The sequence below is a fragment of the Ureaplasma ceti genome (assembly GCF_040369755.1).
GTDB lineage: Bacteria > Bacillota_I > Bacilli_A > Mycoplasmatales > Mycoplasmoidaceae > Ureaplasma > Ureaplasma ceti.
The window spans coordinates 190389-212039 of record NZ_BAABQM010000001.1 but is presented as its reverse complement, the minus strand read 5'-3'; the positions used below and the strand labels follow the sequence as shown (position 1 = coordinate 212039).

The window sequence follows — 21651 nt, the reverse complement described above, 5'->3', positions numbered from 1 at the left end:
TTATAGAGCTTTAATAATCGTATATATCCAAAGCCATCTGTAATTTACTACTTTTTTGCTATCTCAAAAGCAATTAGGTAGTAATTTTCTTTGTACACACAATAATCTATTAATTAGGAGAAATATGAATCCTCAAACAAATAATTCAAGACAATCTACAGCACCAACAAATAATCAAAATCAACCACGTAAAGATACAGTTTTAATTAACGATAAAATTAAATATCGTGAATTACTTGTGATTGACGAAAACGGTGAACAACTAGGAATTTTACCTCGTAAAGATGCATTACAAATTGCAAGAGATAAAGACCTAGATTTAGTAGTTATCGCTGCTCAAAAAGATAAAGTTATTGCTAAGATTTTAGACTACAGTAAATTTAAATTTGAGCAAAAGAAAAAACAAAAAGAAAACAGAAAAAATCAACAAGTTGTCAAAGTTAAAGAAGTTAAAGTGAAACCTTTAATTGGTGACCACGATTTAAACGTTAAAGCTGAAAACTCAAAGAAATGATTACAAGCTGGCGACAAGGTAAAATTTATCATTGAAGCTAGAGGTAGAATGTCAACTAAAGTTGAATTAGTTCAAGAAATATATGATAAATTTATTGCAATGTTAGACAACAATGGTAAAGTCCAACAAGCAAATAAAAAAGTTTCATATTCTAGATACGAAACAATTATTGAACCTAATAAATAAGAGCATATTATCTTAAAGGAGAAAACTCGTTTATGAAAATCAAACAAAAAACTAAACGTGCTGCTGCTAAAAGATTTAGTGAAACAAAAAGTGGTGAATTAAAGAGAAAACACGCATACCGTTCACACTTAGCACAAGGTCGTTCTACAAAAGCTAAACGTCATTTAAGAAAAGACTCTATCTTAACAGCATCTGATAGACAACGTTACAGCAACTGCTTATAGTTGTTATAAATTAAGTACACACAAATATATTTAAAGGAGATCAATCATGAGAGTTAAAGGTGGAAAAGTTACACGTAGACACCACAAAGCTGTCTTAAGACAAGCTGAAGGTTCATGAGGTACAAGACATACTTCATACAGAATTGCAAAACAAACAGTTATTCGTGCTGGTGAATATGCTTACCGTGACCGTAGAAACAAAAAACGTGACTTCAGAAGATTATGAATTGCACGTATTAACGCTGCTGTAAGAGCAAAAGGTTACACATACAGTGCATTTATGCACCAATTAGCAGTGAATAATATCGAAGTAAACCGTAAAATGTTAGCTGAATTAGCTATCAACAACATCGAATCATTCAATGCTTTAGTTGACCAAGTAATGGCTAAATAATTTATTCAATTTATAAAAAAGACTTGGACACACGTCTAAGTCTTTTATTATCGTTATTTAACTGATTATTTTGTAAAATAGAATAAACTAATGGCTCAAGCTATTACATATAGTAAAGCTTGAGTTGTTATTTTATTAGGTAAATAAATGTTGCAGATGTTATTTGCACATGCCAATTTCAAATTAAAGAATTAAATATGGAGTTAAATATCACGAAAACAAATTTTAAACAAAAAGTTAGTACGGCAGTGAACCATTCGTTCTTTGGCAATGATATGGCGTTCGCTTGAACTTATTTAGGGTTAGCGATTGCGTTTTGATTCTTATCAATTCCCTCATATTTATTACCACAACATGATCACTCAAAGTACATCATTTTAGGCGGATTAATTCCTTTATTAATCTTGAATATTATTATTCAAACAATTTTACTAATTAATGTTTTTAATGAATTTGGTAAAGAGTTCTATAAAACATGGAGATTTTATATTTTAGTTTGAATGTTATTGTGTTATTGGATCGGTTTACCAATCGCGTTCCACTATATTATTAAAGATTACACAGCGTATGCGCATCTCTTTGATGGTTTAAACGGAGCTGATAAAGCCGGTACCAATATCCCTGGGGTTGATACAGTTCATGACCCAAAAGTCACTGAAATTACTATTGGTATTTGATTTGACATTATCTTTACATTTATGAACTTAATTGCTTCTGTTGTAATGGTGGTGTTTATTTGAAAAGAAAGACACCAAATGAACAATCTTGCGATTGTTGACGAAAAAGAAGTAGAAAAATATGTCCTTGAACATAAAGATCAATTAGAAGCAGATACTACTAATAGATTGGATACTAGTTCAAAGGATAAAATCAAGAAAACGGAATAAACATATATGTCACATGTAGATTTTTTAAAAGACGTAAAATTTAGCTTTGATCCATTGCTAAAAGAATATTACTATACTACTGATTACTTTATTAAATCTAAGCAAGTGATTGACAAATATAGACCTAACCAAACCGTGACCATGCAATTCATTCATTTCAGTAACCAACCAATTATGGTGTGTGGGATTGAAGAAGTTAAACAATTATTAGAATTTGCATTAACGACTGAACAGTTAGAACGTTTAGAAGTTAAAGCGGTGGAAGATGGGACTATCCTAAACGATTCTACTTATCCTATTATGACGATTACAGGCGATTACAGAGATTTTTGCCACTTAGAAAATATTATTGACGGTATTTTAGCGAGAAGAAGTTCAGTAGCTACAAACTGTATGATGGCACTAGCCAAATTAGATGCTGAACAAAAAATTATTTATATGGCCGATAGAAGTAATGATTACATTACACAAGCCGGTGATGGCTATGCGGCGTACGTAGCTGGAATTACATTATTTGTGACTCCAGCACAAACTCACTACATTAAAGGACTACCTGGTGTTACAGTTGTAGGGACTATGCCACACTCCTTGATTCAACAATATAAGGGTGATTTAGAAGCGGTTATTAATGATTACTATGAAGTCTTCCAATCTAAACCAGCTGCTTTAATTGATTATCATAACGATGTTATTGGTGAATTACAAAACATCAGTCACGTCTTAGACAAAATTGGAGCTGTACGGATTGATACTTCTAAATATCTAATCGATAAAACTTTATTGCAAAATAAAGTGAAAGAACACGGAATTAATCCGTTCTTAGTAAAAATCGTTAGACAATGATTAGACACACACGGTTATCCAAATGTAGAAATTGTGGTCTCTTCAGGAGTTACACCTTCAAAGATTGAATATTTAAACCAACAAAATGCCAAAATTAATGTCTTTGGTATTGGAGCATATTTCTTAAATCCGTCTGTCTCAGTTACCGCTGATTTAGTACAACTAAACTTTGAAGATGAAGCTAAAGTCGGTCGTCATTTATTAGATGACAGAAAATTATTTACAAAAATTATCTAATTATCGTTCAATATAAAACAACTTGCTGAATTTAGCGAGTTGTTTTTGTTTTATGGTTTTATAATGAAAGATAGTTAATATGTTTACCTTCTGGTAGCTTAACTCAAGCAAGTGCTTATAAGTTGAGTCATATTGACAAGTTAAAAAATCTAAAAACCCTATAAACATGTGATATTTAATTAAAAAAAGCTTAACCAAACAGAACTCATTGAAATTGAGTTTAGTCTTCGTGATTCGTTTGGCTCAACTGATTTTAGACATTATCATTCCGTTATTATTAACGGTTTTAAATAATGTCGTTGTGGATATGTCGCAACATGTTGACAATATTCATGGTCCAGGTTCGATCCAAGGGATTCATTACAAGGACGTTTATACGGGCGGTATTCACTATCTATTAATAGCTGCGGCTATTATGATTGGAGCGTGTATTTTAGAAATGACGTGTGGACTAATTGCTCAATCGTTAGCTTCTAAAGTCGCTGTAAAAATGTCAACGGATCTTAGATTTCAACTTTATAACAAATTACAATACCTTTCAAAAGCAGACTTTGACTACTTCAGCACATCATCATTAATTGCAAGATTAACGACCGATGTTCAAATTATGCAAGATAGTTTTATCTACATTTGAAGAACTGGTTTAAGAGCAGTGATGTTATATATCGGTGGGTTAATTGGTACAATCGTTGTTGTTTGTACGAATAACTCAAAAGATGCTCACATTTGAACCATTCCGGTTGTAATGGCAATCGTAACAATTTCAATTATTGCTATTATTTGAATTTTCGTTAAGGCTAGTTTGAAATGATATAAACTTTCAAAATACGCAACTGACGAATTAAACGGCAATTTAAGAGAAAATATTTTAAATAGTAAAAGTATTAGATCTTTAAACTTAAAACAATACGAAATTAATAAATTCGATGGTTTAAATACAAAGACTACAAAATTTACTCAAAGAGCATACATTATCAGTATGTTAATTATCCCGTTCTTAAACATTGTTATTAGTACATTAGTAATTGTATTAGTTTGAGTCGGAACACCTTCAAAAGCAATTACTGTTGCTAACGTTGGTACTTTATTAACTTTAGCAAACTTTATTCTTTTAGGATTATCATTAATGATTAACGTAATCTTAGAAATCAGTATTGCGATTAGTTCAACGACAAGAATTAAAGAAATCTTTACTTATGAATCAATGATTAAGTTTGATGAAAACGGACAAGAAATTCAATCAGGAAACTGTGGTTTACAAAACGTAAACTTTAAATATTTCAAAAATAAAGAATACATCTTGAAAGATGTTTCAATTACTGTAAAAGATAAAGAAATGGTAGGTATTATTGGTACTACTGGTTCTGGAAAATCTACAATCTTGTCATTATTGGCAAGAATGTATGATGCGAACGACGGTACTGTAACAATTGACCATAGCAATATCAAAAACGTTAAGAAAAACTCTTTAAGACAAAATGTTTCTATCTGTTTACAAGACCCTAAATTATTCACAGGAACAATTATGGAAAACTTGAAGATGGAAAATAAAAACATTTCTGATACAGATGTAAAGAATGCTCTAAATTTCTGAGCAGGCGAAAAATTTATTGACAGTCTTCCTCAAGGTTTAGACACTCAAGTAACTTATAATACCAAAGAGTTGTCTGAATCACAAAAGCAAGTTCTTTGTTTAACTAGATCCATTCTTAAAGACTCACCAATTTTATTAATTGACTCTGCCACTTCAAATATGGATAATGAGGTTGAAAGCGATTTCTATAAGAAATTGAAAGATACCCACAAATTTACGACTGTAGTAACAAGTCAAAGAGTGTCAGCGGTAAGAAACTCTGACATTATCTACGTTCTTGATGAAGGAACTGTAGTAGACTATGGTACTCACGATGAATTAATTCAAACTTGTCAAGTTTATAAAGACATGTATACAAGTCAATATGAAGGAGAGGTCAGATAATGGTAACTAAGAACCAACCTTCACCAAATCAAAAATTGACTGATTATTATAACGAATTGATTAAAACGGACATCAACAAGTTTTTTGAACTTGTTGATAGTCACCAAATCGATTTTAATTGTTTAACAAAGAAACAACAAAAGATTATTAATGGTCGAAGAAAGAAACATTATTATAAAGATAATAAAAACACTTTCAAGACGTTATGAATGTTCTGTAGACAATACAAACAATTGTTAATTTGAGCGTTAGTGTTTGCGTTAATTAACGTAGTGTTAAATGCGGTGTCAACCTTTGGTATGCAACAACTGACAGAATTGATTTCTTATTCACAAGTGTCACATACGTCAGAACATGCAGCCACTTGATACACAATTAATTGAACTAACTTTAAAATCTTGTGTGCTTATGCTGGGGTGTTAACACTCTTCTGTGTGGTGATGTCCGGAGCTTTATGAATCCAAACGAAGTTATTGATTAAAGTATCTCAAGGAATTGGTTACAGAATTAGAAAAGCTTTATTCAAAAAGATTTCTAATTTACCAGCCAAATACTTTGATACTCATACTTCTGGTGATATTATTTCAAGTTTTACAAACGATGTAAATAATATTACAAACGGTTTATCACAAAACGCCGGAATTGTCTTGTCTGGGCTATTAACTTCATTCTCAATGTTAATTTCAATGTTCTTAATGAGTTCATACTTAGCTTTAATTACTTTAGGTTTATTACCTTTATTAATTATTCCTATCCTATACATGACAAAAAAATCACAGCCGTTATTCAAGAAAACACAGGAATCTTTAGGTAAAATGAACTCTTTCATTGAAGAAACTATCTTCAACCAAGATATCATTTCTACTTATAGTTTAGAAAACAAAACAATTAATGAATTTAAAGACATTAACAATAAATTAAGTCATTCAGCGCAACACTCACAAGCCATTTCTTCTTTAATGTTCCCTTACACAAACTTCTTTATTAACGTGTTAAACTGTATCATTACTGTGATCGGTTTATTATTTGTTATTAAAGGCATTCCGTTTGCTGGTATTGATATGCCATCAATTATTGGGGTTAAAGAAACTGTGGAACAAACAAGTCATATTAACCAAGCCTTATTTAACCAATATATGGGTGGTATTGCGGTTGTAGCTGCCTTCTCATTAATGGCTGGTGGTTTCATGGCACCGTTTGCACAAGTTGGTAATGTAATGAATATGTTACAAATGATTATAGCTGGTGCAACTCACTCATTTAAGCTGTTAAATACTGAAGATGATTTAAACCATATGGAACGTTTTGTTTTAAGTATGACAAGTACTTATAACAACAATAGTTCTTCAAGTTCTGCTGCTGTAAGTGGTTTAACTGAAGTATGGTCACACTCTCATGAAACTCATGAGGAAGAGAAAAAAGTTGATACAGAACAAGAAAAATCTTTTGAATCAGTGGTTACAAACACACAGATTGAATTTAAAGATGTTAGCTTAACTAACAAGGACGATGTTAAACTATTAGATAATTGTAATTTTACTATTGCACCAAATGAAACGGTTGTAATCTACGATAAATCTGGTTTTTCTAAGAGATCAATTGCTGATCTGTTAGTAAAAATTTATAACCTTGATAACGGAGAAATTTTGTTAGGTAATAACAAAATTCCGTTATTAGAGGTTGAGAGAGGCTCACTAAGAGAAAACATCATAATTGCGTACCAAGATGGTTTCTTAACTAACGGTACAATTAAAGAAAACTTAATGTTATTAAACAAGAGCATTAGTTTTGATGAAGTGATTGCTATCTCGAAAAAATTAAAACTACATGACTGAGTGATGACTTTAGAAAATGGTTATGATACAGTCATTGAAGATAACGGAGAACAATTCTCATTAGGTCAAAAACAACTTCTATCTATTTGTAGATGTTTATTGACTCACGCTAAGGTATTAATCTTTGATGAATCCTTAAGTCAGTTAGACCCACGTTCACAAATTCGTGTGAGACGGGTAATTAACGAAATTAACGAGAATAAAACCGTAATCTATTTAACTCATAAAATCCATGATACTTTGAATAGTCATTCAATCATGGTAATGAAAGACGGCAAAATTATCGAAACAGGTTCTTATAATGACTTAATCAGTCGTGACAGTTATTATAAAAAATGTCTCGAAGAATAAAAGAAAATTTTTGCGATTTCTTAATTTTAATTTATAATTAATTACATATTAAATTCTTTAAGATTGTGTGGTGAATGCGTTATGTCTAGAGGAGTAATCGTTGAAGAAAACGATTTAGAAAAAGCTTTAAAGAAATTCAAAAGAATTTCTAACGAAACTAAAAGAGATTCTAAACGTCACGAATATTATTTAAGACCTGGTCTTCGTAGAAAAGAAAAATCTAAAGAAGCTAGAAAACACAAAAATTACTAATAAATAATGCCATTAGCTAGAAATTCTAGCTAATGGTTTTTTTGTTATCTTTTTAGGGTTTATTACAAAAATAAGCAAATTGTTAGTCTTGCGCATTAATTTATTGTGGAGACATAAAGATGAAAATTACAGTACAAAACACTTTCAATGAATGTGGCATTTGTGTGGCACACATGCTCATTAATTATTATGGTAATACAAACATTACTAAAACTGAAGTGGCTCAACACACCAAACTAGCTCCATCAGGATTAAGCCTCAAAGATTTAGAAGATTTGTGCAGCCTTTATAATGTGGAATTAGATACTTATGAAGTAACATGGCAAGAATTAATCAGCCATCATAACAGAAAACCGTTTGTGATGGTGTTAAATTATGGCGCGTATCAGCATTACGTGATTGGGGAAATTAAACACCAAAAAATGCTGGTTTATAATCCAGATAACACCGTTTTAAAACAGCCACTGAACAAACCGCTAGCTAAATTTAGTGGCGTGGTTTGCTTTACCAATTTTAAAAAACAACCCGAGAAAATTCCGTGTTGAAACACCCAAAAATTATTTCACCAAATTTTTAATGGTTTTTCGTGCTTATTTATTTTGACAGGTATTTTAGAATTTGCATTAGAAATAATTGTGAGTTTTTATACGACTAAAATTATGAACGTGAATCCTCATAGTTTAACGACAGATAGTTTATGGAAATTAAGCTTAATTTTTTTATTACTTTTAAGCTTGCATTATAGTTTTAATTTCTTTAATTATTTAATTAAAACTTGGTATTTTAAACGGATTTATAAAAACGGCATGCGTCAGTTTTTAGATTTGCTTTTACAAAAGAATTTATATTTTTATAAAACATTTAACAAGTTTGAAATTTTACAAAATATTAGTAATATTCCTAAATTATTACATTTTAGCGCCTATTATTTGAGCGATTGTTTAAGTGAATTATTTATTAGTGCAGCTTCTAGTATAGTGCTGCTATTTTTAAACCGCTGGTACGGTATTATTATTGCAAGTAATACGCTTATCGTTTTGATCGTCAATTTCTTTTTGTACAAGAATAACAAACAGTTAATCGAGAAAACTTGAAAGCGTCAATTTTTGTTAGAACATGAGTTAAATAATTTTTTTGACTACAGCCAAACCAATCAACACCAAGAATTTCAACAACGTTGATTGGATAATTTACAGCAAGAATTATTTGAACAAAATAATTTACATATTAATTTTTCTTATCGTAATAAAGTGATTCATTTTTTTACAGAATTTGTTTTACATTTATTAAATTATCTTGTCTTATTAATTTCATGAAATTTATCCTTTAACCAACCAGGACAAATTTTCTTGGCTTTAACAATTTTTCATTTAAATAGTAGTAGCGTAAAGAAAGTAATTACTACGTTTTTTGAATACTTTAACATTAAACCTTTGTATAAAAAGATGCAAGATTTATTAGCTCAAAATAATCAAAATCAAAATAATGTTAAGAATGGTTACGCTTTAGACAAAATAGAAACATTAAAATTAAACGGCCATTTAGTCAGCAAAAATTTATCTTTAAATTATAAGAATTTAAGTGAATGGCCTTACTTTGATTATTTAATCAAACAAAAAAGTTATGAAGGATTATGTTTAATTAATGATGTCAAACTAGAATGTTATAACACCCAAAATTATTTAGAAAAAATTCTTATCATTGATGAACGTAGCATTGAGTACCAAACCGACTTAAAACAATTAATTTATTATCTGCCAGACCAATTCCAAGATCGGGTTCAACAATTATTTATCACTTATAATCTCAACCCACAAATAACTAAAATTGGTGAAATACCAAAAGAAATTAAAGGAATTTTCGTTTTGTTGAATTTATTGAAAGCAAAACATAAATGTCTTATTTTAGATAAAGTTTTAGATAACACCAGTTTGTTACACCGAAATTTGGTTGTAGATTTATTCAATGAAATCAATCGGTCTAACTTTATAATTAGCAATACTGAAAACAACGCTTTTTTAGAACTATATGATCACCAATTATAAAAAGAACTGGTTACTATTCACGCTAGCTATTCTTATGGGTGCCTGTTTATTATCTGCCACTTTATTTTTATTGAGTTTTAAGATTGATATGAAATATCTTTGCCATGTACAAAATTATGATAATGCTCAATTTTTAATTGTAGATAAACCAGCAGCTCAATTTTTGCTTAATAATACCCAAGTTGCAAAACTAGAGAATAATGGATTAACATATTTATTTAAGTCAAAATTTATCAAAGAACTACAAGATAAGTATGTATTTGCTACTAATTTAAATTTAAATCTTACAGAAAAAGATTTGACGTATTTAATCGTTACACATCAACCTCTGTGAGCTGTTTTAAATCATCTTTAAGCCTCTAAATCTGAACAGAAAGGTAAATTTATGAATAAACTTAATTTACAGCAAAAAATAGCGGTACAAGCTCAGGGTTTTGCTGCTACTAGAATTTATCCGTGAAATACTGCTTTATATGCCGGTTTAGTGGGCCAGGCATTAAATGGTTTTTTGGCATTAATTAACCAAATGGTCTACAATAACAACACTCATCCTAAATATCATACGGCTACAGCTTATGATGATCATTCAACAAGGCTTTATATTAGAGCGGGTCATAATGCAATGTCATCAACTATGTCCATTGGGAGTCCCTTCATTTAAAATGACTAAAATTACTTTAGAACAAAAACTCGCAATTAAAGCTGGTGGTTTTCTAACGCCATTTATTAGTTATGGTGGCTGGGGTATTATGACGGTAGTCTCCACACTATTATCTATTATTACTGGAGTGATTACTAATTGTTTAAACATTAGTAATAGTGCGCAAACAGCCCCAGCAAAAGTGCAAGGCCCTCAAACTATGGTAATGCCAGAATTAATGAAAATGAGTTGTAAATTATTTAACAACTTTTAGTTAAGAAAAAAATGGTCGCTAATTAAAGCGATCATTTTTTAAAGTAATTGAAAATATGATTCTAAGAGTTTTAGTGTTTTTTCTCGATATTTTTGAATAGCTTCACTATAGCTAGTACTAAAAGTTCATTGGTATGCAAAGTTGGTACAAATATACATAAACTCTAACAATTCTTGATAATTGATATGCATTTTGTCTGCAATCATTTGAACTACGGTTAATTCTAATTGTGATTCTCTAATAAAGTTAGCAATATCTCAGTATGGATGATTAATTCTGCCTCATTCATAATCAATAAAGATCAATTCCTGATTTGGATTAATTAAAATATTTTGCAAGTTTAAATCATTATGACTCAAAGTTCAGGGTTTAGAATGAACTCATTTATTCACTAGTTCTACATACTTATTTTTATGTTTAATGGATAAGTCATGATTGTTATTAAAAAAGACAAAATAATCGTGTGGAATGACTTTATTTAAATTAGCATCTTGTATTTGGTGTAAATTCTGAATCTTAGTAAGCAATTCATCAATAATATTTTCGTCTAAATTATGATTGTGCGTATTGTAGTAATCTAACAACGGTTCGCCCTCGATTCAGTGTTTAACGGCATTGCCATTGTTGACATCATAGTAAAGAAAATATTGGTCTTGAATAATCTTCAGAATAGTAGCTTCATTTTGACGACTCACGATTGAATTATTTTGACCTAAACGAATTTGAAATTTATGATATTCAGTGGTAAGTAAAAAAGACTGGTTAGTATAACCACAGTGAATAGGTTCGATGCTTAAAATGGCTTCGTTACGATACTGAGAGGCATTTTCTTGAAATAATTTAATAGCTTCTGCTGTTAATGGATGGTTCATATGAAACTCCAGTTCTTCTTTTGTTTATAATTTTAATTATACATAGAAGGAGCCAACACTTATGCTTATTACAGAAAAACCGATGTTTTATAAATGAACCAAAAACATTTTATTTGTAATTCCCGAATACACAGAATCGGCAAAATATTATCAAGAAATTTACCGTCCTTTTTCTCAAGAGTTTGACATTATTATTGTGGATTGAGAAAATTTATACCATTTAGGTAAGGATTTAAAATTTAATGACTTACAAGAATATGTGTTACATATTATTGAATATTTAGAAATCGATACCTCTAAAATAGTGTTTATTGGCAGTGGTGTCGGTGCTAGTATTATTAGCTTAATTCACCATTATATGAATCCGTTAGGTTGTTTATTTATCTCACCAATTTTTTCTACAACCCTTGTTAACCCTTATACTTCGAATATTCCATCATATAAAAATAATCTAAATTCATATTTCATCAGAATGCAAAAAGAATATTACAAAGTTGATGAATATTTTGGCGACAGATCAAGTAGTTTATTTACAGCTAAATTTAGACATTACTTAAAGTACCAAGATTTCTTTGATACAGCCATTGCCCAAATTTGCTTATACGATTCTTTAAAAGCAATTAGAAAGAAAGAAACACACTTTTGTAAAAATACCGCAATTTTTATGGGTGTTTATGATGAAGTAGTGGACTTATCGTCATTGATTAAATCCTATAAATTTAAGCATTTTAAAAACCAAGTACCAATCTTAGTATTCGAAAAATCTTCACACCATATCGAATTAGAAGAAACTAAACTATATTTAAAAGAATTAAAAAAATATTTAAATGAATGAACTAAATAAAATAGAGTTAACTTTTAATAATCTAAAAAAAGTTTTAGTGGTTTCTGATATTCACGGCTATGGTTATTTACTTGATGAAGTTATTGAATTAGAACAACCTGATTTAGTGTTGTTAGCTGGTGATCATTGTTTAAAACCTGAGTTTTTGGATGAAAGACATATTGTATATGTAGCAGGAAATAATGATGATTGAGGACCAGAACGTTTAGTTATAAATCTTAACGGAATGCGTGTTGGTTTAATTCACGGTCATAAACAGTTTAGTTTTACACACTGAGAAACTAAGTTGGAAAATGAGTTTGCTGAAGATAATGTAGATTTAATTATTTATGGTCATAGCCATAAAGAAAGTTTTGATAATTACAAAAAACCATATATTTTAAATCCAGGTTCTTTAGCTCTACCGCGTAATAAAAATCTATCAAGAACATACGTCTTGATAGATTTCATAAATAATAAAACCGAAGTTTTATTTAAAACTTATCGTTAACTTATTTAAATGCTTGTCATACATCTTCAACAAAAGAGGTATGACTTTTATTTTCGTAGCAAATTTGGTAAAGAATATCAAATAAAGGCAATTGTAACTGATATTCTTCAGCATAACGGTGGATGAAGGTTAATGTTCTTACTCCTTCGATAGTGGTTCCAGATTGTTGCTTATTAGCTTCTGCGAATCCAACTTTTCCGATGAGTTTACCAAATGAATAGTTTCTAGACATTTCGCTGTTGCAAGTCAAGAAAATATCACCAATACCAAAGAAATGCAAAATAGATCTTTTAAAATGCGGCTCTAGAACATTAATAATTTTTTGGATTTCACTAACACCGATGGTTAAATAAGCGGAACGAGTGTTTAATGATTCGGTAAAAGTACTTAATAAACCTAAAGCCAAGGCTAATGAGTTTTTAAACGAAGACGCTAAAGAAGCTACGAATTCGTCACCGAATGGAATCATTTTAAAGTAATTATTGTTGAATATATTACAAACAGATAAATTAAATTCTGGATCATCAGAGACGACATTGACAATAGTTTTTTGTCTAGTGACAATTTCATCGGCAAATGATGGCCCCACAATAAGTGCGTAATGTTCGTTTAAATTATCTTTTTTAAATAAATTAGATCAAACTCCTTCAGCGTTATTAGCTAATCCCTTAGAAGTGTTAATAATAGCGATTTCTTTATTTAAAAATGGTTTTAATTCTTCGTATACAACAGGTAAAGCTTTTGATGGCACAGCTAATAAAATAAAATTAAATTTCACTGTAGCGAAAGCTTCTTGTAAAGAAGAGAATGTTCCTGTAGGTGTGCTTAAATGAGTATTAGGGAAAAGGTGATGTTGTCCTTTAGTTAACTCTTCTAAAACAGCTTGGTTTTTAGAAAAGAAGTAAACTTCATGACCGTTATCAATCAACGGCTGACTTAACGCTGTCCCAAATGCTCCGGTTCCTAAAATTAAAATTTTACTTTTCGTAATCATTGCCGCCTCTAGTATTGGCGTTCTTAGACTTTCAGTATAAAGTTACAGGAACATTTTGTAAATCAAATGAAGTTCTTATTTGATTTTCAATATATCTTGCATAACTAAAGTGCAAGTATTTTGGGTCGTTACAGAAAATTACAAAAGTAGGAATTTGACTTTGCACTTGTGTGGCATAAGAAATTTTTACTCTGTTACCCTTAAAAATTGGGGCTTCTTGTAACATTTGCGCTTTTAAGATGACATCATTTAGTAAAGATGTAGAAATTTTCTTACAAATTTCGTCTCTTAAAGTATTAATTGTAGAGAAGATCGTGTGAATTCTCTTGTTATCTTGAGCACTAATAAAAACGATTGGTGCTCAAGCTAAGTATTTAAATTGTGCTCTAATTTTTTTAGTCATTTGAGACATTGTTGAGCTATCTTTGTTAGCAACTTTGTCTCATTTGTTTACTACTATAATAGTAGGAATGTTGGCTTTGTAAGCTAAACCGCCAATAACTTCATCTTGTTCTTTGAATTCTTCAGAACCGTCAATCATAAATAAGATACAGTTAGATTTAGCAATTGCTCTTTCTGCTCTTAAAACAGAATATTTTTCTACGTTATCTTGGACTTTACCTTTTCTTCTAATACCTGCTGTATCAGTGATAACAAAGTTTTCACCGTTGTATTTGAAAGATGAATCGATTGAGTCTCTTGTTGATCCTGGAATATCACTAACAATAACTCTTTCTTCGTTTAGGATTGCGTTTACCAAACTAGATTTACCTACATTCGGTCTACCAATTACACAGAAATGGTAATCATCAGTATTTGTGACTTCTGCAGTATCGCTGTATTTAATAATTTCATCTAATAAGTCACCAATTCCAATCCCATGAGCTGAAGAAATGAAAATTGGTTTACCAAATCCTAATGAGTAGTATTGGTTAGCGCTTTCTCTCGCGCTATCTTGTTCAGCTTTGTTTACGACTAAGATAACTGGTTTACCTTTAGCGTTTTTCTTTAAAGTTTTCGCTACGAAACGGTCGTTTTCGTCAATTCCATTTTTATGAGACACTAAAAAGACGATTACTTTTGCTTCGTCAATTGCAAAATTAACTTGGTTGTTAATGTTGTATTGGAAATCTCTTTTGGAGTTTTCTAAGCCACCAGTATCAATTAGTTCAAATTTTCTTGTTAATCATTCGGCATTATCGTAAATCCGGTCACGTGTAACTCCGGGTTGATCGTCAATAATAGACTTCTTTTTACCGATAATTCTGTTAAATAAAGTAGACTTACCTACATTAGGTTTTCCTACAATTGCTACTGTTAGCATTTAAAACTCTCCTTCGTCAATTAAATAATTAATTAGTATATTTTACCATTTTTATACTAATAGAGAAAAGGCTTGACGTTATTTACTAAATCAGCAAACACTTTTTCGGTATTGTAATCATTAATTAAGATACCGATGAACTCGCGGGTAGCTCTTTTCTTTTTTTCGTAATAAACAGATTTAGAGTAAAAAGTTTCGTTGTATTTTAATCTTTTTACAAAAATTAAGTTAATTACTTCTTTGTTTTCTGGGGTCAGGTTATTACAAGCCATGTCAATAATATTTAAGTAATCTTGAATGGCTTCATAATTACAATCGTGCATTAAGAAATTATTAGAGGAACTAACAGAATTTTTTAATTCGCATTTAAAGCGATAATTTCTGTAAATAGCGAAGATATCTTCAAGGGCACTATAAAGTTGTTTATAGTTAACGTTTTTGTTTTTTCAGTCAAAACTAGATATCGACAAAATTGTATCTTTGTTCAATGGTGGTAAACCTCTAAAATTGGTAAATGCGTCTTAACAAAACCATAAAAATGGCAAAAAATAAGACAAAAGTAATTTTTTATATTCATTCATTATTAATAATGAATGATACATTTAGAATTATACAAATATAAATTGACTTGATTTCAATTATTAACTGTTTTTTGTACAGTTATTTTATTTTCAGTTTCAATTACTGAAAAAAACTACTGATTTTTAATTATTACCACCCCATTTTATGTGTGCTTAATTTTTTTAAAAACATCGGTTTTTCAATGATTAAATATAGGAATTTTAATAGGAATTAGTCTATTAATTATTTATTTTATACCACCACTTTCGTTAAAATTTTTGAACCAATTTTTAGAGAAAAAAACGCAATTTTTTTACTTAAGAAAAATATTGATGATTTTTATAGAATCCCGTTACAGTAGCGATTCAGCTAGCTTTATCGAAATGTTGCTCTTTAATTTTCGTAATCAAAATAGTTATCAATTATTGCGCCAAATTAATAGTTTAAATATTGGTTATTTATTCGTGGTTTCTGGTTTTCATATTAGTTTATTATTAAATCTGATAAGCCGGATTTTTTGCTTGAAAAAACGGCCATTTTTCCGAGATTTTTGTGGATTTTGTTTTACTGTAATTTATGGTTATTTTTTGGGTTATAGTATTGGAATTTTACGGATTTGTTTAAATCTCTTATTTAGAGTACTATTCAGAGTAAAAGATAACATTATACTTAATTGTTGATCTGGATTAATTATTGGGTTTTGTTTTAACCAAGAGTTGAATAATTTGGGTTATTTAATGACTTTTTTGTGTTCAATATACATTAACTTTTTAATGAAATATCTAAGTGGACATAAATTTGCTTTAAGTATGTTAATTTCGTTAGGTTGTTTTTTCATTACCCTACCCATGGTATTAAAAATTTCTCCAAAAATTAATGTGTATTTTTTGCTGTTAAACTACCTTTATTCGGCTCTAATTCCGTTCATTTATTCATACTTATTATTAACGTTTTATCTTCCTCGATTTAATGTGTGAAATACACAAATAATTACAGGAATAATTCGCTTAATTCACATGAATCTAGCAGTGTCTAGTTTCGTATATTTTAGTAAAATTAGCAACTATTATAGTGTGCTTTATTATTTCGCTTTAGAAGCGGTATTTTTTCCTATATTTTTTTGGAAAGAAAAAAAATTACAAAAAAATTACAAAAACAATATAAATTAATGTCTTTTTCTTATATACTATAAGAGTATTTGTGTTAGAAAGTGGGAGAAAGTGTTACTAGGTACTTACGAACATTCATTAGACAGCAAAAAACGTTTAACTTTACCAGCTTCTATTCGTAGAAAATTAGATGCTGTTGTTATGATTTCAGCTTCGCCTGATAAATGTATTGAATTACGTACTCCTGAAGAATTTCAAAAATACGCAGATGCACTTAACCAAAACGGTAGTAACAAGGCTAAATTAAGAGCTTTACAAAGAGCCATTTTAGGTAATACATTTGAAGTACAAATTGATAGTGCTAACAGAATTTTGTTACCGAGTGTCTTAATTAAAGTTTGTTCTATTAATAAAAATGTCGTTTTAATTGGTGTTGGCAATAAAGTAGAGATATGAGATGCTGACATTTACAACGAAGAAAAAAGAGTTGACGACATCAACTCTTTAAGTTCAATATTTGAGGAAATGGATGATGATAACGATGAATAATTCAAATAAACACATTAGTGTATTGTTAAACTCATCTGTTGACGCATTGGAAATTATTCCCGATGGTATATATGTTGACGCCACTCTTGGTAGAGGCGGACATTCAGAATTATTGCTAAGCAAATTAGGTCCTAATGGACGGTTAATCGGAATCGATCAAGACGATGAAGCCATTAAATTTTGCCAAGCAAAGTTTGTAAATGATCAAAGAGTCACAATTGTTAAAGACAACTTTTGTAACTTAAAGAAAGTTTTGACAGATCTAAAAATTGATTTCGTAAATGGAGTCTTGATGGATTTAGGTGTATCAAGTCCTCAATTAGACAATTCTTATCGTGGCTTTAGCTATAAGCTTGAAGGGCCGTTAGATATGAGAATGGATCAAACTGCTGAACTAACAGCAGCTAAAATTGTTAACGAATATCCTGCCGGTGAACTAGTTCGCATTTTTAGACAATACGGCGACGTCAAAAATCCAAAACCCGTTGTTAGCAACATCATTAAGCATCGTACGCTAAAACCAATCGAAACTACGTTGGAATTAGTAGATATTATTAAAGAAGCTTTCCCAGTAAGGGAACTATATAAAAATAAACACCCAGCAAAAGTTTATTTTCAAGCTTTAAGAGTGGAAGTCAATGATGAATTAGGTGTTTTAAACCAAGCAATTGACGAAATTACTAGTTGTCTTTGTCCTGAAGGTCGGTTAGCAATAATCACCTTCCAATCTTTGGAAGACAAATTAGTAGTAAAAAAATTCAAGGAATTGAGTAAAAATCAATTACCTGCTGAAATTCCATTAAAAGAAGTTTGACAAGAGTTTCAAATCATCAATACAAGAGCTATTCTTCCGTCGAATGAAGAATTAGAAAGAAACAATCGTGCACACTCTTCAAAATTAAGAGTGTTAAAACGGACTGATTTTAATAAACACGCTGAATAAAATTTATTAAATAAATTCAAAAAATAAACCCCAAAACGAAGAATTATTACGTGCTTTTAAAATTTATAAGACCCCTTTAAATTTTTAAATGACCCCTTATCGCATTTAGTTTTTCTTCAAACTAGAACTATTAATAAAGAATATTTAAAAGTCAAAAAGAATCAACTTAAATAACTTCTAATAAATGAAAAAATTCAACAGAATAGTTTTTTACGATTCCATGAATTATTTATTTAACAATTAGAATTATAGAAATTTCTTGATTAAACCGATAAGAAATTTTGACGAAACTTTATAAAGTAACATTTTGTTTTTCTTGAAAACGACAAATGTTGGGTATTTTATTTAATATATAGCGAAATTATTCGGAATAGAATATTATAATTATAGATTAACCATTTTAAAACAAGTGCTTATCTGTCTGAAATTACATAATACTTTTCTTACGAATTTAACATAGATACACTTTAAAAAACAAAACTTATTTAACCAATTCTTAACTTCAAGCGCGCAGGAGTTAATAAAGGAAATTGGCTAAATAAGTTTTTTTGTATTTTTTTATATTAGAAAAAATTGTCGTAATTTAGTAAGTTTTTTTCTTAAAAGAGAGTTAGACGAAAAAAACCTAAGCTTGTTTTAAAAACTACTCATTTTTTCACGATAGGATAAGCATTATATTTGGTCTATCGTTTATAATTAATACATTTAAATTACCATAAAAAGAGGATTTTACATTTATGTATAACCATAATAAAATTGAAAAAAAATGACAAAAATATTGATTAGATAACAATACTTATCAATTCTTAGACAATAAGTCTCAAAAGAAATTCTACGCTTTGGACATGTTTCCTTACCCATCTGGTAAAGGTTTACACGTCGGTCACCCTAAAGGTTATACTGCAACAGATATTATTAGTAGATTTAAAAGACTAAATGGGTTTAATGTCCTTCACCCAATTGGTTGAGATGCTTTTGGTCTACCTGCAGAACAATACGCATTGGAAACAAATAACCATCCAAGAACTTTTACACAAACTAATATTGATCACTTTAGAAGTCAATTACAAAAATTAGGGTTCTGTTTTGATTACGATAAAGAAGTAAACACAACTGATCCTAAATACTTCAAATGAACACAATGAATTTTCTTACAACTATTCAAACGCGGTTTAGCTGAAATTAAAGAAGTAGACGTAAACTGATGTGAAAAATTAGGTACAGTATTAGCTAACGAAGAAGTCTTAATTGATAAAGAAGGCAACAGAGTTAGTGAACGTGGTAGTCACCCAGTAGTTAGAAAACCTATGAAACAATGAGTGTTAAAAATTACTGAATACGCTGATAAATTATTAGAAGGTTTAGAAGAAATTGACTGACCAGAAAGTTTAAAACACTTACAAAAAAACTGAATTGGTAGAATGGAAGGAACTAACGTTGACTTCAAAGTATTTGGTTCAGATGACAAAATTAAAGTGTTTACTACAAGAATTGACACAATTTATGGAGTCAGCTACTTAGCTTTATCACCCAAACATCCATTAATTGATGTTTTAACAACAAAAGAACAAAAGGTAGAAGTAGAAGCCTACTTAGATGAATACAACAAGTTATCAGACAGAGAAATTAAACAATTAAAAGATAAAACTGGTGTATTTACAGGTAGTTATGCAATTAATCCAATTAACAACAAGAGAATTCCAATTTTTGTTTCTAACTATGTTTTAGTTGGTGTTGGTACAGAAGCTTTAATGGGTGTACCAGCTCACGATGAAAACGATTTTGAATTTGCAGAAAAATTCAACTTAGACATTATTCCAGTAATCGAATGTAAATCAGAAGCCTTACCTTACTTAGAGGATGGCAAACACATTAACAGTTTAATGGTAAACGGAATGGTAACAGCTGACGCTTACAGAACATTACAACAATTCTTAATTAACCAAGGCATCGCGTCAAAACAAGTAAATTACAAATTACGTGACTGATTATTCAGTAGACAAAGATACTGAGGTGAACCATTCCCAGTATTATTTGACGAAAACAACAACATTTTAGCTGATGAAGCTTTACCAGTATTATTGCCTGAAATGAGTGAATTTAAACCATCAACTACAGGTGAAGGTCCTTTAGCTAACGCAACTGACTGATTAAATGTAGATATTAAGGGTAAAAAATACTTAAGAGATACAAATACAATGCCACAATGAGCTGGTTCATGCTGATACTACATTGGTTACTTATTAAAGAATCCAGATGGCAGTTACACTGACTTAGATTCAGCTGAAGCTAAAGAAAGATTAGCAAGATGATTACCAGTTGACGTATACATTGGTGGTCAAGAACACGCTGTATTACACTTACTATACGCAAGATTCTGACACAGATTCTTATACGATATTGGTGTAGTACCAACTAAAGAACCATTCTACAAAGTTATCAACCAAGGTATGATCTTAGGTGAAGATGGTGAAAAGATGTCAAAATCTAAGGGTAACGTTTTAAACCCAGATGATATTATTGAATCACACGGTGCGGATGCCTTAAGACTATACGAAATGTTTATGGGTCCATTAACATCATCAATGGCTTGAAAAAATGAATCATTAGACGGTGTAAGAAAATGATTAGACAGAGTTTACCGTCTATATATGGAAAGAGATACATTAGATATTGCAACAGTTACTACTGAAGCTGATGTAAATGAAGACTTAGTGGTAGCTTACAACTTAATGGTGAAAAAAGTTACTGATAACTTAAACGATAACAACTTCAACATTGGTATCTCTGAAATGATGATTTTCATCAACCAAGTTTATAAAACAAAACAATTCTATGTAGAGTACATGAAAAACTTTGCAATTATTCTTTCATGTTACGCTCCACACTTAGCTGAAGAAATTTACCATTCATTAGATAATGATGAAACAGTGTCTGTTACAAAATTAAACTGACCAACATTTGATGAAGCTAAAACAGTGGCTACAACTATTAATATTCCGGTAGTTATTAATGGTAAACCAAGAGATATTATCTCAGTTTCAGTTGATACACCAGAAGATAAATTATTAGAATTAGCTTTAAATCAAGATAAAGTTAAAGCTTATATTAATGACAAACCATTGAAGAAAACAATTGTGGTTGTCAACAAAATTGTTAATTTAATTATCTAATTGCTAGATTTTCTAGTAGAATAAACAAGACTATGTAAGAATAATGTTTACATAGGTAACCGCATTCAACATGGTAAAACACTTTAATTTTGCACAAAAATTAGAGGACCATCTGAAGCGAGATTTTAGGAG

22 protein-coding genes are annotated in these 21651 nt (G+C 30.1%); 18 read left to right on the top strand and 4 right to left on the bottom strand.

The window, feature by feature from the left end; translation table 4 throughout:
- Window positions 1–124: 124 nt before the first annotated feature.
- The 12 genes from infC (at window position 125) to ABWU82_RS00700 (ending at window position 10660) form a co-directional block, all read left to right on the top strand.
- Window positions 125–700: a translation initiation factor IF-3 gene (gene infC / locus ABWU82_RS00755; protein WP_353289604.1), complete on the top strand. Its 576-nt coding sequence runs from the start codon at window positions 125–127 to the stop codon at window positions 698–700.
- A 32-nt stretch (window positions 701–732) separates the two neighbouring features.
- Window positions 733–924 carry a 50S ribosomal protein L35 gene (gene rpmI, locus ABWU82_RS00750; RefSeq protein WP_353289603.1) on the top strand — a complete coding sequence of 64 codons (192 nt, stop codon included), beginning with the start codon at window positions 733–735 and terminating at the stop codon, window positions 922–924.
- 46 nt (window positions 925–970) lie between these two features.
- Entirely contained in the window at window positions 971–1318 is a 348-nt protein-coding gene (rplT, locus tag ABWU82_RS00745) for a 50S ribosomal protein L20 (RefSeq protein WP_353289602.1), read from the top strand.
- Window positions 1319–1515: 197 nt separating this feature from the next.
- Complete coding sequence (locus tag ABWU82_RS00740) at window positions 1516–2205, top strand: hypothetical protein (protein WP_353289601.1); 690 nt, start codon at window positions 1516–1518, stop codon at window positions 2203–2205.
- Window positions 2206–2211: 6 nt separating this feature from the next.
- Window positions 2212–3285 carry a nicotinate phosphoribosyltransferase gene (locus ABWU82_RS00735; RefSeq protein ID WP_353289600.1) on the top strand — a complete coding sequence of 358 codons (1074 nt, stop codon included), beginning with the start codon at window positions 2212–2214 and terminating at the stop codon, window positions 3283–3285.
- Window positions 3286–3493: 208 nt separating this feature from the next.
- Entirely contained in the window at window positions 3494–5263 is a 1770-nt protein-coding gene (locus ABWU82_RS00730; protein WP_353289599.1) for an ABC transporter ATP-binding protein, read from the top strand.
- Complete coding sequence (locus ABWU82_RS00725) at window positions 5263–7449, top strand: ABC transporter ATP-binding protein (RefSeq protein WP_353289598.1); 2187 nt, start codon at window positions 5263–5265, stop codon at window positions 7447–7449. The genes ABWU82_RS00730 and ABWU82_RS00725 overlap by 1 nt, the downstream gene beginning before the upstream one ends.
- Window positions 7450–7530: 81 nt before the next feature.
- Window positions 7531–7701, top strand: coding sequence for a 30S ribosomal protein S21 (gene rpsU, locus ABWU82_RS00720; RefSeq protein ID WP_353289597.1), 171 nt, complete (start codon window positions 7531–7533; stop codon window positions 7699–7701).
- A gap of 119 nt (window positions 7702–7820) precedes the next feature.
- A complete protein-coding gene (locus tag ABWU82_RS00715) occupies window positions 7821–9746 on the top strand; it encodes a cysteine peptidase family C39 domain-containing protein (protein ID WP_353289596.1) in 1926 nt (641 codons plus the stop codon).
- Between the two features lie 34 nt (window positions 9747–9780).
- On the top strand, window positions 9781–10101 hold the full coding sequence (locus tag ABWU82_RS00710; RefSeq protein WP_353289595.1) for a hypothetical protein: 321 nt from the start codon (window positions 9781–9783) through the stop codon (window positions 10099–10101).
- Between the two features lie 30 nt (window positions 10102–10131).
- Window positions 10132–10407 (top strand): hypothetical protein, encoded by a 276-nt coding sequence (locus ABWU82_RS00705; RefSeq protein WP_353289594.1) that lies wholly within the window; start codon window positions 10132–10134, stop codon window positions 10405–10407.
- Window position 10408: 1 nt separating this feature from the next.
- A complete protein-coding gene (locus ABWU82_RS00700; RefSeq protein WP_353289593.1) occupies window positions 10409–10660 on the top strand; it encodes a hypothetical protein in 252 nt (83 codons plus the stop codon).
- A 38-nt stretch (window positions 10661–10698) separates the two neighbouring features.
- Here ABWU82_RS00700 and ABWU82_RS00695 read toward each other — a convergent pair whose 3' ends face one another.
- Window positions 10699–11532: a phosphotransferase gene (locus ABWU82_RS00695; RefSeq protein ID WP_353289592.1), complete on the bottom strand. Its 834-nt coding sequence runs from the start codon at window positions 11530–11532 to the stop codon at window positions 10699–10701.
- Between the two features lie 61 nt (window positions 11533–11593).
- Between ABWU82_RS00695 and ABWU82_RS00690 the strand changes: the two genes are divergently transcribed.
- Complete coding sequence (locus ABWU82_RS00690) at window positions 11594–12376, top strand: hypothetical protein (protein WP_353289591.1); 783 nt, start codon at window positions 11594–11596, stop codon at window positions 12374–12376.
- The gene (locus tag ABWU82_RS00685; RefSeq protein WP_353289590.1) at window positions 12360–12866 is read left to right on the top strand and encodes a metallophosphoesterase family protein; all 507 of its coding nucleotides are present in this window, start codon (window positions 12360–12362) and stop codon (window positions 12864–12866) included. Before ABWU82_RS00690 ends, ABWU82_RS00685 begins: the two co-directional genes overlap by 17 nt.
- A gap of 1 nt (window position 12867) precedes the next feature.
- On the opposite strand, the gene ABWU82_RS00680 is transcribed toward ABWU82_RS00685, so the two are convergent.
- Genes ABWU82_RS00680 through ABWU82_RS00670 form a run of 3 tightly spaced genes read right to left on the bottom strand, consistent with a single transcriptional unit; the run spans window position 12868 to window position 15507 of the window.
- Complete coding sequence (locus ABWU82_RS00680; RefSeq protein WP_353289589.1) at window positions 12868–13860, bottom strand: NAD(P)H-dependent glycerol-3-phosphate dehydrogenase; 993 nt, start codon at window positions 13858–13860, stop codon at window positions 12868–12870.
- The gene (gene der / locus ABWU82_RS00675; RefSeq protein WP_353289588.1) at window positions 13844–15184 is read right to left on the bottom strand and encodes a ribosome biogenesis GTPase Der; all 1341 of its coding nucleotides are present in this window, start codon (window positions 15182–15184) and stop codon (window positions 13844–13846) included. Before der ends, ABWU82_RS00680 begins: the two co-directional genes overlap by 17 nt.
- A gap of 56 nt (window positions 15185–15240) precedes the next feature.
- Window positions 15241–15507 (bottom strand): MG284/MPN403 family protein, encoded by a 267-nt coding sequence (locus tag ABWU82_RS00670; RefSeq protein ID WP_353289587.1) that lies wholly within the window; start codon window positions 15505–15507, stop codon window positions 15241–15243.
- A gap of 270 nt (window positions 15508–15777) precedes the next feature.
- On the opposite strand from ABWU82_RS00670, the gene ABWU82_RS00665 reads away from it, so the two are divergent.
- The 4 genes from ABWU82_RS00665 (at window position 15778) to leuS (ending at window position 21519) form a co-directional block, all read left to right on the top strand.
- Window positions 15778–16914, top strand: a complete 1137-nt coding sequence (locus tag ABWU82_RS00665) for a ComEC/Rec2 family competence protein (protein ID WP_353289586.1) — start codon at window positions 15778–15780, stop codon at window positions 16912–16914.
- Window positions 16915–16965: 51 nt separating this feature from the next.
- On the top strand, window positions 16966–17403 hold the full coding sequence (mraZ, locus tag ABWU82_RS00660; protein ID WP_353289585.1) for a division/cell wall cluster transcriptional repressor MraZ: 438 nt from the start codon (window positions 16966–16968) through the stop codon (window positions 17401–17403).
- A complete protein-coding gene (rsmH, locus tag ABWU82_RS00655) occupies window positions 17396–18346 on the top strand; it encodes a 16S rRNA (cytosine(1402)-N(4))-methyltransferase RsmH (RefSeq protein ID WP_353289584.1) in 951 nt (316 codons plus the stop codon). Before mraZ ends, rsmH begins: the two co-directional genes overlap by 8 nt.
- A gap of 737 nt (window positions 18347–19083) precedes the next feature.
- Window positions 19084–21519 (top strand): leucine--tRNA ligase, encoded by a 2436-nt coding sequence (gene leuS / locus ABWU82_RS00650; protein WP_353289583.1) that lies wholly within the window; start codon window positions 19084–19086, stop codon window positions 21517–21519.
- Window positions 21520–21651 lie beyond the last annotated feature (132 nt).